The organism is Aeromonas sp. FDAARGOS 1406 (genome assembly GCF_019048565.1).
In the GTDB taxonomy this organism is placed as follows: Bacteria; Pseudomonadota; Gammaproteobacteria; order Enterobacterales; family Aeromonadaceae; genus Aeromonas; species Aeromonas caviae.
This window is the reverse complement of sequence record NZ_CP077378.1, coordinates 2,558,389-2,573,438: the sequence shown is the minus strand read 5'-3', so window position 1 is coordinate 2,573,438 and position 15,050 is coordinate 2,558,389. Positions and strand designations below refer to the sequence as shown.

The following is a 15,050-nucleotide window of genomic DNA, read 5'->3' as shown; positions in this document are numbered from 1 at the left end:
GGTGGCTGCTGCCGTTCCCCCGCTCACTGGCCCCCGCGCAGCCGCGACAACAGCCTGTCCATGGCACGATAGCCCAGGGCTTCGATCAGATGCGCTCTCTCGATGGTGGCGTGCCCCGCCAGATCGGCGATGGTGCGCGATACCCGCAGGATGCGGTGCCAGGCCCGGATGCTGAGCCCCAGCTTCTGGATGGCACCTTCCAGAAACTCGGCATCCTGTGGCGATAATCTGCAAACATCTTCGATTTCACGACTATCCAGCAGGTTGTTGAGTTTTCCGCTGCGACTCAGCATGCGCTCTCGCGCCCCCAGCACCCGTTCGCGTATCTGCTGGCTCGATTCCCCCCGCTCCGCCTTGCCGGTCAGGCTCCCCCTGGGCAAGAGCGGGACCTCTACCGTCAGATCGAACCGATCGAGAAAGGGGCCGGAGAGCTTGCCCAGATAGCGCAGGATCTGATCCGGGCTGGAGCGGGTCTGGCCGTCGCCATAATGGCCGCAGGGGCTGGGATTCATGGCACCCACCAGCTGGAAGCGGGCGGGAAAATCCACCTGACGGGCGGCGCGACTGATGGTAATGTGCCCGGTTTCCAGCGGCTCGCGAAGGGAGTCGAGCACCTTGCGCTCGAACTCCGGCAGTTCATCCAGAAACAGTACCCCGTTGTGGGCGAGGGAAATTTCGCCAGGCCTGGGATGGGTACCCCCGCCCACCAGCGCCACCGCCGAGGCGCTGTGATGGGGCGTGCGATACGGCCTGTGGTGCCAGTGGCCGGCGCGGGGGGTGAGGCCGCCGATGGAGTGGATGGCGGCGGTCTGCTGCGCCTCCTGTTCGCTGAGCGGCGGCAGAATGCCGGGCAGACGGCTGGCCAACATGCTCTTGCCGGTGCCGGGGGGGCCGATGAACAGCAGGTTGTGGCTGCCGGCGGCGGCGATCTCCAGCGCCCGCTTCGCCTGGGACTGACCGATCACGTCCTGCAGATCCGGCACGTCGGGCAGGGTCTCCGCGCTCTGGGGTTCCGGCAGCGGCAGTTCGTACTGGCCCGCCAGCCAGGCGGTGACCGCCAGCAGCTGGTGGGCGGTGCGCACCTCGGCATCCTGTATGAGGGAAGCCTCCGGACCGTTCTCCCGTGGGACCAGCAGGGTGCGCCCTGCGTCGCGGCAGGCGAGCACCGAGGGGAGTACCCCAAGCACGGGGCGGATCTCGCCGGTCAGGGCCAATTCCCCTAAAAATTCGTGGTCTAGCAGGTATTTTGCGGGTATCTGCTTGGATGCTGCGAGAATGCCGATGGCGATGGCCAGGTCGAAACGGCCCCCCTCCTTGGGCAGATCCGCAGGGGCCAGGTTGACCGTGATGTGTTTGCTCGGGAACTCGAAATTGCCGTTGAGCAGGGCGCTGCGCACCCGATCCCGCGACTCTTTCACCGAGGTTTCCGGCAACCCCACCATGTTGAAGGCGGGCAGGCCGTTGGAGAGGTGCACCTCCACCGTGACTTGCGGCGCCGCTATCCCCAGGCTGGCACGGCTATAAACAACAGCTAATGACATAAATACCGTCCTTGGTTTGATGTATATGCTGGTTAACCGTTTTTTATTAGTTTTTTGTTCCAGTTGTCAGGTTTCAGAGCAGTCAAAATCAGAGTCTTGTCAGGTAAAAAGTGCTTGCCCAATAAAAATCACCGTGCTAGTTCTAATAGCCATTCGCGGCAAGCTCCGCTCCCATTTCACAGGATTTCCGGTTGTAACTATGAACATGGCCTCCCGTTTCGTCAGCATTATTGTGGTCCTAGTGGTGATTATTATCTCACCGCTCGGGGCTCGTTTGGCTGCACGGAACAAGGGATAGACCCACCACCGGACAGAACGAAACAAGCGACCCCCGAGCCTCACGGCCCGGGGGTTTTTTTTCGACCAAAGGACAGGATTTTCCACATGAACGGCGCGCAGTTTTTGGTACAGGCTCTCAAGAAACAGGGTGTGACCCAGGTGTTTGGTTACCCGGGCGGGGCCATCATGCCGGTCTACGACGCCCTGTATGACGGTGGCCTGGCCCATCAGCTCTGCCGCCACGAGCAGGGTGCCGCCATGGCTGCGGTGGGTTATGCCCGCGCTTCCGGTCAGGTGGGGGTCTGCATCGCTACCTCTGGCCCCGGCGCCACCAACCTGGTCACCGGCCTCGCGGAGGCACTGCTCGATTCGGTACCGCTGGTGGCCATCAGCGGCCAGGTGCCCTGCGCCGCCGTCGGTACCGATGCCTTTCAGGAAGTGGACGTGCTCGGCATGTCCCTCTCCTGCACCAAGCACTCCTTCATGGTGACGGACCCGGCGGATCTGGGACGGGTCATTGCCGAAGCCTTCGCCATCGCCACCGAAGGGCGTCCGGGCCCCGTGCTCATCGACCTGCCCAAGGATGTGCAACTGGCCGCCGTTCCCTCTCAAAGCCCGCTGTTTGCCGTGGAGGAACCCGACCCCCTGAATCAGGCCGAGCTGACGGTCGCCCGTACCCTGCTGGCCGGAGCTGAGCGTCCGGTACTCTACGTCGGCGGCGGGGTGGGCATGGCCAATGCCGAGCAGCAGCTGCGCGACTTTGCCGCCACCACGGGGATGCCGGCGGTCACCACCCTCAAGGGGATAGGTGCCCTCGATCCCGACAGCCCCGTTTATCTGGGCATGCTCGGCATGCACGGTACCAAGGCCGCCAACCTGGCGGTACAGCAGTGCGATCTGCTGGTGGTGGTAGGCGCCCGTTTCGATGATCGGGTGACCGGCAAGCTGGAGGAATTTGCCCCCGAGGCGAAGGTGATCCACCTGGATGTGGACGCCGCCGAGTTCGGCAAGCGCCGCGCCGCCGATGTGGGGATCACCACGGATCTCAAGCGTGTGCTGCCCGCCCTGGCGATGACGCTGACCCTCGACCCCTGGCGCGAGTACTGCGCCACCATGGCTCGGGAATACGCCTTCCGCTACGACCATCCGGGTCAGGCCATCTACGCCCCGGCCCTGCTCAAAGAGCTTTCAAGCCAGCTGCCTGACACCAGCGTGGTGGCCTGCGATGTGGGTCAGCACCAGATGTGGGTGGCCCAGCACATGCGTTTCACCAGCCCGCGCAACCACCTCTCCAGTGCCGGCCTCGGCACCATGGGCTTCGGCCTGCCCGCCGCCATCGGCGCCAAGATGTCGCGCCCCGATGACGAGGTGGTGCTGGTGAGCGGCGACGGCTCCTTCATGATGAACGTGCAGGAGCTCGGCACCATCCGCCGGGCCCGGCTCAAGGTGAAGATGGTGCTGCTGGACAACCAGCGCCTCGGCATGGTGCGCCAATGGCAGGAGCTGTTCTTCGACGGTCGCTACAGCGAGACCAATCTGTCCGACAACCCCGATTTCGTCGCCCTGGCTGCCGCCTTCGGCATTCCCGGCGAGACCATCACATGCAAGGAAGAGATAGGTCCGGCACTGGATCGCCTGCTGGCGAGCGAGAGTGCCTATCTGCTGCATGTGGCTATTTCAGAGGAAGAAAATGTCTGGCCCCTGGTTCCGCCAGGAGTCGCCAACCACAAGATGATGGAGCAACGCCCATGAACCAGCTCAATACCAGCACCCTGGAAATCCATGCCCAACCCAGACCCGAAGTGATGGAACGGGTGCTGCGGGTGGTCCGTCACCGCGGTTTCAATCTCTGCGCCCTCAACATGGAGCAGGATTGCCAACAGCTGCGGATCACGGTTACTGTCGAATCGGTACGTCCCATCCAGCAGTTGTGGAGCCAGCTGGTGAAGCTGGTGGATGTCTCCCGGGTCGATGCACTGGAACAGCAACCCCGGATCAGAGCTTAAGGAGCCAAGCCAATGTCACAGCCTTCCCAATCCGCCGCCCACCCCCAATACATCTGGTTCAACGGCAAGCTGGTCCCCTGGCAGGATGCCCAGGTGCATGTCATGAGCCATGCCCTGCACTACGGCTCCTCGGTGTTCGAGGGGGTGCGGGCCTATGACACTCCCAAGGGGGCCTGCATCTTCCGCCTGCAGGAGCACACCCGCCGCTTGTTCGACTCCGCCAAGATCTACTGGATGGACGTCCCCTACAGCGAGTCTGAGGTGAATGAAGCCTGCCGCACCGTGGTGCGCGAGAACGGCCTGAAGAGCGGCTACCTGCGCCCGCTGGCCTTTGTCGGCAACGTGGGGCTGGGGCTGCATCCGCCGCTGGATGCTAAGGCCGACCTCATGGTTGCGGCCCTGCCCTGGGGCGCCTACCTCGGTGAAGAGGGGTTGAAAAACGGAGTGGATGTGTGCGTCACCTCCTGGAACCGGCTCGCTCCCAACACCATCCCGACCGGTGCCAAGGCGGGAGGCAACTATCTCTCCTCCCAGCTCATCAGCCGCGAGGCCAAGCGCAACGGCTTCGCCGAGGGGCTGGCGCTGGATGTGAACGGCTATCTGAGCGAAGGGGCGGGGGAGAACCTGTTTCTGGTGAAGAACGGCGTGCTGTTCACCCCGCCCGCCACCGCCGCCATCCTGCCCGGCATCACCCGCGACACCATCATGACGCTGGCGCGCGACTTGGGTTACGAGGTACGCGAGCAGGCGCTGCCCCGTGAAGCGCTGTACGTCGCAGACGAAATCTTCATGACCGGCACCGCCGCCGAGGTGACCCCGGTGCGCTCGGTGGATCGGATGAAGGTGGGCGCCGGTTGCCGTGGCCCGGTGACCGAGCAGTTGCAGAACGCCTTCTTCGGCCTGTTCAACGGCAAGACCGAAGACAAGTGGGGCTGGCTGACGCCGGTCAACGACTGATGAGAGCGGGGAGGCGTCACGCCTCCCCGAGTCGCTTCCGGTGAAGGCTCCCCGAGGTGCCTTCACCAGGATCGATTCCCGATCCGCGAATCACACATTCATGTTGAAAGACAATGCGCCCCAGGGGCATTCAGGGAGTAGAGACAATGCCGAAGTTGAGATCCGCCACCACCACCCACGGACGTAACATGGCCGGGGCCCGCGCCCTCTGGCGTGCCACCGGCATGACCGATCAGGATTTCGGCAAGCCCATCATCGCCGTGGTCAACTCCTTCACCCAGTTCGTGCCGGGCCACGTCCACCTCAAGGATCTGGGCCAACTGGTCGCCCGCGAAATCGAGGCGGCTGGCGGGGTCGCGAAGGAGTTCAACACCATCGCCGTGGATGACGGCATCGCCATGGGCCACGGTGGCATGCTCTATTCCCTGCCGTCCCGCGAACTCATCGCCGACTCGGTGGAGTACATGGTCAACGCCCACTGCGCCGACGCCATGGTCTGCATCTCTAACTGCGACAAGATCACCCCGGGGATGCTGATGGCTGCCCTGCGCATCAACATCCCGGTGATCTTCGTCTCCGGCGGCCCCATGGAAGCGGGCAAGACCAAGCTGTCGGATCAGATCATCAAGCTGGATCTGGTGGACGCCATGATCCAGGGCGCCGACCCCAAGGTCTCCGACGCCCAGAGCGACCAGATCGAGCGCAGCGCCTGCCCCACCTGCGGCTCCTGCTCCGGCATGTTCACCGCCAACTCCATGAACTGCCTGACCGAGGCACTGGGTCTCTCCCAGCCGGGCAACGGCTCCCTGCTGGCGACCCACGCCGATCGCGAGCAGCTGTTCAAGCTGGCGGGCCAGCGCATCGTCACTCTGGCCAAGCGCTGGTATGAGCAGGACGATGCCTCGGCACTGCCGCGCAACATCGCCACCAAGGCGGCGTTCGAGAACGCCATGGCGCTCGACATCGCCATGGGCGGCTCCACCAATACCGTGCTGCACCTGCTGGCGGCAGCCCAGGAGGCGGGCGTCGACTTCACCATGGCCGACATCGACCGCATGTCCCGCAAGGTGCCCCAGCTGTGCAAGGTGGCGCCTTCCACCCAGAAGTACCACATGGAAGACGTGCACCGCGCCGGCGGCGTGGTTGCCATCCTGGGTCAGCTGGAAAAAGCGGGCCTGGTGCACGGGGATACCCGCAACGTGCTGGGCACTTCCCTGGTGGAGCTGCTGGCCGAATATGACGTCAGCCGCAGCAATGACAAGGGGGTTCACGACTTCTACCGTGCAGGCCCTGCCGGCATCCGTACCACCAAGGCGTTCAGTCAGGATTGCCGCTGGCCCGAGCTGGATCTGGACCGCGCCGAGGGGTGCATCCGCTCCTTCGATCACGCCTACAGCCAGGAAGGTGGCCTGGCGGTCCTCGCTGGCAACCTCGCCCTCAACGGGGCCATCGTCAAGACCGCCGGGGTGGACGAGGAGAACCTCACCTTCCGCGGCCCGGCCCGGGTATTCGAGAGCCAGGAGAGCGCGGTGAGCGGCATTCTGGACGGCACGGTGAAAGCCGGTGAAGTGGTGGTGATCCGCTACGAGGGCCCGAAAGGGGGCCCCGGCATGCAGGAGATGCTCTATCCCACCACCTATCTCAAGTCCATGGGATTGGGCAAGGCGTGTGCCCTCATCACCGACGGTCGCTTCTCCGGCGGTACCTCGGGTCTCTCCATCGGTCATGTCTCCCCGGAGGCGGCCTCCGGTGGCACTATCGGTCTGGTGGAGGATGGCGACATCATCAACATCGACATCCCGGCCCGCAGCATGGTGCTGGAGGTGGCAGACAGCGTGCTGGCTGCTCGTCGCGCCGCCGTCTCTGCCCGTGGCTGGAAGCCGGTCGATCGTCAGCGCGAGGTCTCCTTTGCCCTGCGCGCCTACGCCATGTTCGCCACCAGCGCCGACAAGGGCGCGGTGCGCGATCGCACCCTGCTGGGGGAGTGAGAGAATGAACTGTCATGATATGGGCGCATTGCGCGCCCTTCGCCACGAGACGGGGGTATAAACCATGGTCTCTGCGGCGGATTATCTACGCAAGGTACTGCTCTCCCCCGTCTACGAGGCGGCGAGGGTCACCCCTTTGCAAACCCTGAAGAAACTCTCCGAGCGGCTCGGCAATCACGTCAGCCTGAAGCGGGAGGATTTGCAACCGGTTCACTCCTTCAAGCTGCGCGGCGCCTACCACAAGATCGCCACCCTGACCCAGGAGCAGAAAGAACGCGGCGTCATCGCCGCCTCTGCCGGCAACCACGCCCAGGGGGTCGCCCTGTCGGCCGCCAAGCTCGGCATCAAGGCGATCATCGTGATGCCCAAGACCACGCCGGACATCAAGATCGACGCGGTGCGCCGTCAGGGCGGCAACGTCATGCTGTTTGGCAACAGCTTCGATGAGGCCTACGGCGAGAGCCGCCGACTCGCCGAGTTGGAGGGCTACACCCTGATCCCGCCGTTCGACGACGTCGAGGTGATCGCGGGCCAGGGCACCATCGGCAAGGAGCTGCTGGAGCAGGATACCCACCTCACCCACGTCTTCGTGCCGGTGGGCGGCGGCGGCCTGGCCGCCGGGGTGGCGGTCTACATCAAGCAGCTGCTGCCGGATGTGAAGGTGATCGGGGTGGAGGCGGAGGGGTCCGCCTGCCTCAAGGCGGCGCTGGCGGCTGGCGAGCCGGTCAATCTGGACCGGGTCTCCCTGTTTGCGGACGGGGTGGCGGTCAAGCGCATCGGCGAGGAGACCTTCCGGCTGTGCAACCAGTATCTGGACGAGGTGGTGACCGTCTCCAACGACCAGATCTGCGCCGCCCTGAAAGACATCTTCGATGACTGCCGCGCCATCGCCGAGCCGTCAGGGGCCTTGTCCCTGGCGGGCCTCAAGGCCTACAGCGAGCGAGAGCAGGTGAAAGGGGGGCGGATGGCGGCCATTCTGTCCGGCGCCAACGTCAACTTCCACAGCCTGCGTTACGTGTCGGAGCGCTGCGAGATCGGCGAGAAGCGCGAGGGCATGCTGGCGGTGACCATCCCCGAGCGCAAGGGGGCCTTCCTCGACTTCTGTCGTCAGCTGGGGCCGCGCATGGTGACCGAGTTCAACTACCGCTATGCGGATGCCGAGCAGGCGTCGCTGTTCGTTTCGGTGCGCCTCACCGGCGGTGACGAGGAGCTGGGCCAGATCATCGATCAGCTCGGCGGCAACGGCTATCCGGTGGTCAACATGACCGAGAGCGAGCTGGCCAAGAACCACGTGCGCTACATGATTGGCGGCCGCCCGGCCCGGCCCCTCGGTGAACGCCTCTACAGCTTCAAGTTTCCGGAGCAGCCGGGTGCCCTGATGCGCTTCCTCGAGACCCTGGGCTGTCGCTGGAACATCAGCCTGTTCCACTACCGCAACCACGGCGCCGACTACGGACGGGTGCTCTGCGCCTTCGAGCTGCCGGACGAGGACGTGGCCGCCTTCCACGACTACCTGCACGAGATTGGCTACGGCTGGAAAGAGGTGAGCGAGGATCCCGCCTACCGCCTGTTCCTGGCGAGCCAGGGCAGTCAGTGAGCAGGGAGCCATCCCCTTGCCAGATGAAAAACGAAGAGCCCGGCTCTTCGTTTTTTTATGGGCAACGCGCCGGCCCCCATGATTGGGGGCACGGTGGCCGATAATGTCGCCAATATCACACTCCTGAGTCCCTGGTCGTTTGAGGCTGGTTGCAGATGGGATAATCTGAATGCGGGGCTTGGGTTCAGGGCCCCGTCAGGGAAGAGAGACGCAGCCGCGTCATAACAATTCATTGCAGGGGCTCATCCATGAACAGATCTATGCTCGCCGTCCTGATCGGCGCTTTGATGGCAACAGGGACGGTGCAGGCTGCCGCCCAGGACAACACCTGGTATGTCGGCGGCAAGGCCGGCTGGTCAAATTATTACGGGGTGGATTACAACGCTCAGGTCGAAGAGCTGTTCGATGCGACCAAGGTGAACGAGAACAGCGATGATCTCGGTCTGGGGCTGTTTGCCGGTTATCAGGTGAACAGAAACGTGGCGATTGAGCTCGGCTATGACTGGCTCGGCAAGTATCAGGTGGACAAGCACTACTCGGGCAACGGGGTTGATTTCGCACTCGATGGCGAGGCCAAGGCCCAGATGGTGCAGGCCACCATGAAGATTATCCTGCCTGCAACCTCGGCACTGGATATCTACGGTCGTCTCGGGGGGGCCTATGCCTGGACCGAGAGCTCACTCAACGTCAGGGCCAGCGATGGCACCAGCAGCCTCTCCGAATCCCATGAGGGCAACAAATATCATGGTGCCGCCTTTGTCGGGGCGCTGGGGGTCGAATACGCCATCGACAAGGATTGGGCCGCCCGCCTCGAATACCAGTACACCACCCCCCTTGGGAAGACTTCCCTCGACGAGTCAGGCATCGAGATGGACAACGGCCTGCTGTCGGTCGGCATGCTCTATCGCTTCGGCCAGATCGGGGACGAGCCGGTGGCACCAACGCCTGCGCCCGAACCTGCGCCCGCCCCGGCCCCCGTGCTGGTGGAGAAGCAGTTCAGCCTGGATTCCGATGTGCTGTTCGAGTTCAACAAGGCGACCCTGAAGCCAGCCGCCAGTCAGGCCCTCGACAACCTGTTTGCCCAGATCCTGGCAGCCAATCCGAAAGACGGGGTGGCGACGGTGATCGGTCATACCGACCGCATCGGCTCGGAGGCCTACAACCAGTCCCTTTCCGAACAGCGTGCCCGCACGGTGGCGGATTATCTCATCGCCAAGGGATTGTTTGCCGACAAGGTGCGTGCCGAAGGGCGGGGAGAGTCTTCGCCCGTGACCGGGGGCAGCTGCCCGGATGGCGCCAAGGCGCAGATGATCGCCTGTCTGGCCCCGGATCGCCGGGTCGAGGTACGCCTGACCGGGGTCTCCCAGGTCGCCGAATAAGCCATCTTTGCCTTGCTATTAAACAACGAGGGGGCCTTGGCCCCCTCGTTGTTTATGTGGTTGTGAGTCGTGACGTTTGCAGCCGCCTGGCGCAATGACTCACCATGATCAGCAGCAAGGCGCCGGGCAGCACGGTTTGCCAGAGGAAAGGCCAGGACTGGGTGGTGAGCAGGATCAACAGTGGATTGGCTCCGGCAGGGGGGTGGATCAGCCCCAGTCCCTGCATGAGTGCAATGGACAGGCCCACACCCAGCGCCAGCTTGAGTTCCATCGGTAGCGGTAGCAATTGCACCACTAACCCCACGGTGGCCGATAACAGGTGGCCTCCCAGCACGTTCTGCGGACGGGCCAGCGGACTGTCCGGCAGTGAGAAGAGCAGCACACAGCTTGCCCCGAACGGTGCCATCAACAGGGTCGACTGCCAGCTCATGTCCAGCCAGCCGAGCAACATTATGGCCAGGCAGGCACCGAGCCCTGCCAGCCAGGCACTTCGCCATCGTCTTGTTTCCATCTCCTGTCTCCTTGTCTGTGCCGGATCACTTGATCCAGCCTGCGACATTAGGTAGACAGATCGGTGTACTTCAAGAGGAAAGTCACCATGAGCGAAAAACGGCAACAGCTGATGACGACAGCTTATCGGTTGTTCAATCGTCACGGCTTTCACGCCACCGGCATCGATCGCATCTGGGCCGAGGCAGGCAGTACCAAACGCACCCTCTATCGCCACTTCCCCACCAAGGATGCCTTGATCGAAGCGGTGCTGATGGCGCGGGATGCGGAGTTCTTTGCCCTGCTCGATGCAAGGATGGATGGGGTGTCGGGACGGGAGGCCAGGTTGCTGGCACTGCTCGACGGCTTTGCGGACTGGTTTGGCCGCAGCGACTTCTACGGCTGCAACTTCATCAACGCGAGCGCCGAGTTCTCCGATCCTCGCCACCCGGTGCGCAAGCTGGTGGTGGCCCACAAGCGTGCGTTGCTGAACTGGGTCAGGGAGGCCCTCGAATGCACCGAGGTGCAGGCCATCGGATTATGCCTGCTGCTGGAAGGGGCCGTGGTGATGGCCCACAGCTATCAGCAGCCCCTGGCTCTGGAACAGGCCAGGGTGTTGGCGGAGGCCGTGCTGGCAGAGCCGCGCTAGTTCAGTTCCGTGGGGTCGATATCCAGACTCCAGCGCACCCGCTTGGTCTCGGGCCACCCCTCCAGCTCCGTCACCGCCCAGTCGAGCAACTGGGCCAGCGGTGCCCGGCTGGGCCCCTGCACCAGCAGCTGCATGCGAAACTTGCCCGCCTTGCGCTCCATGAAGCCGCTGATGGGCCCCAGCACCTGCACCTGGGGATAGCGGGCGCTGCGCAGGGTATCGGCGAGCCGGCTGAGGAACAGCTGCACCTCGTCGCGACCGTTGGCCTCGGCCCGGAACAGTCCCTGATGGCTGAACGGTGGCAGCCCCAGCAGGCGGCGCTCTTTCAGCGCCGTGTCGGCGAAGTGGCCATAGCCGTTCTGGGTCAGATCCTGCAGCAGGGCGTGTTCGGGATGGTGGCTCTGCAGCACCACCAACCCGGGTTTGCTGGCGCGACCAGCCCGGCCCGCCACCTGGGTGTAGAGCTGGGCCAGTTTCTCGGCAGCGCGAAAATCGGCACTGAATAGCGCACCATCCACATCCAGCAGGCCCACTAGCGTCACGTCCGGGAAGTGGTGGCCCTTGGCCAGCATCTGGGTGCCGATCAGGATCTTGTACTTGCCCGCCTTGATGTCGCCGAGGTGGGTTTCGAGTTCCCCCTTGCGCCGGGTGTTGTCCCGGTCGATGCGCACCACCGGATATTGCGGGAACACGGTGCCGAGCAGCTGCTCCAGCTGTTCGGTGCCGACCCCGGAGCCGATGAGCTCGTTGCTGCCACACTCGGGACAGTGGTGGGGCAGCGGGCGCACGCTGTCGCAGTGGTGGCAGTGCAGCCGCCGACCGGCCTGGTGCCAGGTGTACCAGGCGTCACAGCGCTCGCAGGCGGCACTCCAGCCGCACTGGTGGCAGATGAGTGCCGGCGCATAGCCCCGGCGGTTGAGAAACAGCATCACCTGGTTGCCCGCCGCCAGGTGCTCGGCCATCAGCTGCTCCAGCTGGGGGGAGAGCCCCGCCTGCAGCCGCACGTTCTTGATGTCGAGGATCACCTGGCGAGCAGTCTGGGCGTTGCCGGCGCGGCGAGTGAGCGTGAGGTGGTGATACTTGCCGCTACGGGCGTTGTGCAGCGTCTCCAGCGACGGGGTGGCAGATCCAAGCAGGATGGGAATGCCGGCGCGATGGGCCCGCATCACTGCCAGATCCCGCGCGTGGTAGCGAAAGCCGTCCTGTTGCTTGAAGGAGCCGTCGTGCTCCTCGTCGATGATGATGATGCCGAGGTCCTTGAACGGCGTGAACACCGCAGATCGGGTGCCGATCAGAATGGCGGCACCGCCGTCGCGGCAGGCCAGCCAGGCATCGAGCCGCTCCCTGTCGTTCATGGCGGAGTTCATCGCCACCACGGGCACGTTGAAGCGGCGGCGAAAGCGGTTGATGGTCTGGGGGGTGAGGCCGATTTCAGGCACCATCACCAGCGCCTGCTTGCCAGCCTTGAGCAGGGGCTCGAGGATGCTGAGGTAAACCTCGGTCTTGCCGGAGCCCGTGATGCCGTCCAGCAGGAAGGCACCGAACTTGTTGCTCTGGCTGGTGACGGCGGCCACCGCCAGCGCCTGCTCGCCGTTGAGGCGCAGCCCCTCACCCGGCTCGAAGCGGGTGGCCCAATCGCCATCATGGCTCGGCTCCAGCGAGCGCTTTTCCAGCAGTCCCTTCTTCTCCAGCGTGGTGAGGGCCGCGCTCTGGATCTCCTCCTGTTTGAGGGCGGAGGGGGTCTGCGGCCCCTTGCGCAGCAAGGCGAGGGCCTGCTGCTGCTTGGCCGCCCGCTTGAGCTCGTTGAGGTCGATGGCCATGCCCGCATCGGTAGCAAACCAGAACTCCAGCTCCCGATAGGCGGCGGGCTCCCCCTTGCGCACCAGCACCGGCAGGGCATGGGGCAGCACTTCCCCCAGCGGATGCTGGTAGTAACCGGCGCTCCAGGCCATCAGCGCCAGAATGTCGGGCCCCAGCACGGGGGCGTTGTCGAGCACTCTCTTCAAGGGCTTTAATTTGTTGCGGGGGACCTGGCTCTCGGTCGGGTGATCCACCACCAGACCGACCAGGGTCTGCGGGCCGAACGGGATCTCGACCCGGCAACCGGGGGCAGGCAAGGGCAGGGGAGAGAGATAGTCGAAATGACGGCGTAACGGCACCGGCACAGCCACACGAACCAGATCCAGCGTTTGGGAAGAATTCACCAGGGGTTGCCTATTTTTTCTGCGAAGCCACTTGCCTGATCTCAGGCGTTTCCTATATTATTCGCAGCCTTTGAAACTGTGTTCAACAATCGTGTGGTGTCCGACAAGAGATCGGATGGCGACACGGCCTGATAATTGAGGTTGTCCATGAAAGCTGGTATCCATCCTGACTACGTAGCCATCACCGCCAAGTGCTCTTGCGGTAACGTCATCAACACCTTCTCTACCATCGGTAAAGATCTGAACCTGGACGTGTGCTCCGAGTGCCACCCGTTCTACACCGGCAAGCAGAAAGAAGTTTCTAGCGGCGGCCGCGTAGACAAGTTCAACAAGCGTTTCGGTGGCTTGACCTCCAAGAAGTAATCTTGCTTCTGAAGAATTCTGAAAAAGGCGCCCATCGGGTGCCTTTTTTATTGGCCGCCATTCTGTAATTCCCCGCTTTGCCCTATGGTGTTGGCTCAACCAAGGGAGAAGAGCCGATGCGCACATGTCTGGTGATGGGAGCTGCCGGGTACATAGGATCCTACCTGGTGCCCCATCTGCAGGGTCTGGGGTACAGGGTCATCGCCGGGGCCCGTCGTCCCTGCCGTCTGCCGGAGGGGGTGGCGTTTCGCCTCGCCGACAGCCTCAAGCCGGCCACCCTGCCCCCTGCGCTGGCGGGGGTCGACACCGTCTTCTATCTGGTACACGCCATGGGGGCGGGGGCCGGTTTTCACCGGCTGGAGCAGCAGGGAGTGAAGAACTTCGCCGCCGCCGCCCGTGCCGCCGGGGTGCGCCGCATCGTCTATCTCGGGGCCATCCAGCCCGAGCCCTGCAACAGTCGCCACCTCAACTCCCGGCGCTACTGTGGCGAGCTGTTTCGCAGCGCAGGGGTGCCCACGGTAGAGCTGCGTGCCGGCATCATCATAGGCCCCGGCTCGGCGGCGTTCGAGGTGATGCGGGATCTGGTGTACAACCTGCCCATGATGGTGACGCCCAAGTGGGTGCGTTCCCGCACGCCCCCCATCGCCCTCTCCAACCTCTTGCACTATCTGGGCGGGCTGGTGGAAGCCGACGGGGTGGACGGCCAGATCTTCAACGCGGCGGGCCCCGAGCTGCTCAGCTACCAGCAGCAGCTCCAGAAATTCGCCGCCCATATCGGCAAACGCTGCCCCATCATTCCGATCCCCTTTTTGAGCCCCCGGCTCTCCGCCTGGTGGCTGCAGTTCGCCACCTCGGTTCCCCAGCCCATCGCCAAGGCGCTGGTGGGGGGGCTCAAGCACGACATCCCGGCGGATGACGGCCCCTTGCGCGCCCTGCTGCCCCAGCATCTGCTCAGCTTCGATGAGGCGCTGGCGGAGAGCCTGGCGCTGGAGCAGAGGCTCGGTGCCGAGCAGCACGGGGAGGAGACGCCCCTTGGTCTGCGCTGGCGCCATCCCGAATATGGCTTCTACGACCGCACCGCCAGCGGGGAGGCGGATTGCCTCGCCGCCCCCGAGGTGGTGTGGCAGGTGTTGCAGCAGCTGGGGGGTGAGCAGCGCTACTTCTACATGAACGAGCTGTGGGTGGTGCGCGAATGGATGGATCACCTGATCGGCGGCCCGGCCCGGACCCGGGGGCGTACCAACCCGGATCGCTTCGTGAAGGGGGACATGCTGGACTCCTGGCAGATCCTCGGGGTGGATGAAGGACGCAGGCTGGATCTGCTGTTCAACATGAAGGCCCCCGGCGTCGGTCGGCTGGAGTTCAACATTCAGCCCCTGGAGTCCGGCCTGACCCGGCTGCGGGTGACGGCCCACTGGCATCCGCAGGGGGCCTGGGGGCTGGCCTACTGGCTCGCCATGCTGCCGTTTCACCTCTTCATCTTCCAGGGGATGACGGAGGCCATCGCCCGGCAGGCAGAGGCAAAAGCCGGCATTCCAGTCATGGATTGAAATCGAATCTATAACTAATTGGGTAATTATGGGTGGCATGACATGCTA

Annotated in this window: 12 protein-coding genes; 9 read left to right on the top strand and 3 right to left on the bottom strand. The window is 64.0% G+C overall.

The window, feature by feature from the left end; all coding sequences use genetic code 11:
* Nucleotides 1–23 precede the first annotated feature (23 nt).
* Nucleotides 24–1,541 carry a YifB family Mg chelatase-like AAA ATPase gene (locus I6L36_RS12045; RefSeq protein WP_045522719.1) on the bottom strand — a complete coding sequence of 506 codons (1,518 nt, stop codon included), beginning with the start codon at nt 1,539–1,541 and terminating at the stop codon, nt 24–26.
* A 384-nt stretch (nt 1,542–1,925) separates the two neighbouring features.
* Here I6L36_RS12045 and ilvG point away from each other — a divergent pair, with 384 nt between their 5' ends.
* From ilvG to ompA, 6 genes are all read left to right on the top strand, one after another.
* Nucleotides 1,926–3,572, top strand: coding sequence for an acetolactate synthase 2 catalytic subunit (gene ilvG, locus I6L36_RS12040; RefSeq protein WP_201921217.1), 1,647 nt, complete (start codon nt 1,926–1,928; stop codon nt 3,570–3,572).
* On the top strand, nt 3,569–3,826 hold the full coding sequence (gene ilvM / locus I6L36_RS12035; protein ID WP_010676086.1) for an acetolactate synthase 2 small subunit: 258 nt from the start codon (nt 3,569–3,571) through the stop codon (nt 3,824–3,826). The genes ilvG and ilvM overlap by 4 nt, the downstream gene beginning before the upstream one ends.
* 12 nt (nt 3,827–3,838) lie before the next feature.
* Entirely contained in the window at nt 3,839–4,783 is a 945-nt protein-coding gene (locus tag I6L36_RS12030; RefSeq protein WP_128273003.1) for a branched-chain amino acid transaminase, read from the top strand.
* A gap of 146 nt (nt 4,784–4,929) precedes the next feature.
* The gene (gene ilvD / locus I6L36_RS12025; protein WP_043153414.1) at nt 4,930–6,771 is read left to right on the top strand and encodes a dihydroxy-acid dehydratase; all 1,842 of its coding nucleotides are present in this window, start codon (nt 4,930–4,932) and stop codon (nt 6,769–6,771) included.
* 64 nt (nt 6,772–6,835) lie between these two features.
* The gene (gene ilvA, locus I6L36_RS12020; RefSeq protein WP_010676083.1) at nt 6,836–8,368 is read left to right on the top strand and encodes a threonine ammonia-lyase, biosynthetic; all 1,533 of its coding nucleotides are present in this window, start codon (nt 6,836–6,838) and stop codon (nt 8,366–8,368) included.
* A gap of 248 nt (nt 8,369–8,616) precedes the next feature.
* A complete protein-coding gene (gene ompA / locus I6L36_RS12015) occupies nt 8,617–9,747 on the top strand; it encodes a porin OmpA (RefSeq protein WP_041211986.1) in 1,131 nt (376 codons plus the stop codon).
* 52 nt (nt 9,748–9,799) lie between these two features.
* Here ompA and I6L36_RS12010 read toward each other — a convergent pair whose 3' ends face one another.
* Entirely contained in the window at nt 9,800–10,195 is a 396-nt protein-coding gene (locus tag I6L36_RS12010; RefSeq protein WP_174213895.1) for an HPP family protein, read from the bottom strand.
* A 150-nt stretch (nt 10,196–10,345) separates the two neighbouring features.
* On the opposite strand from I6L36_RS12010, the gene I6L36_RS12005 reads away from it, so the two are divergent.
* Nucleotides 10,346–10,885 carry a TetR/AcrR family transcriptional regulator gene (locus I6L36_RS12005; RefSeq protein ID WP_201921219.1) on the top strand — a complete coding sequence of 180 codons (540 nt, stop codon included), beginning with the start codon at nt 10,346–10,348 and terminating at the stop codon, nt 10,883–10,885.
* Here the strand turns inward: I6L36_RS12005 and priA are convergent.
* Nucleotides 10,882–13,089, bottom strand: coding sequence for a primosomal protein N' (priA, locus tag I6L36_RS12000; RefSeq protein ID WP_201921220.1), 2,208 nt, complete (start codon nt 13,087–13,089; stop codon nt 10,882–10,884). The genes I6L36_RS12005 and priA overlap by 4 nt on opposite strands.
* A gap of 147 nt (nt 13,090–13,236) precedes the next feature.
* Between priA and rpmE the strand changes: the two genes are divergently transcribed.
* Both rpmE and I6L36_RS11990 read left to right on the top strand, forming a co-directional pair.
* Nucleotides 13,237–13,452, top strand: a complete 216-nt coding sequence (gene rpmE, locus I6L36_RS11995; RefSeq protein WP_010676078.1) for a 50S ribosomal protein L31 — start codon at nt 13,237–13,239, stop codon at nt 13,450–13,452.
* A gap of 116 nt (nt 13,453–13,568) precedes the next feature.
* On the top strand, nt 13,569–15,002 hold the full coding sequence (locus tag I6L36_RS11990) for a DUF2867 domain-containing protein (RefSeq protein ID WP_010676077.1): 1,434 nt from the start codon (nt 13,569–13,571) through the stop codon (nt 15,000–15,002).
* Nucleotides 15,003–15,050: the final 48 nt, after the last annotated feature.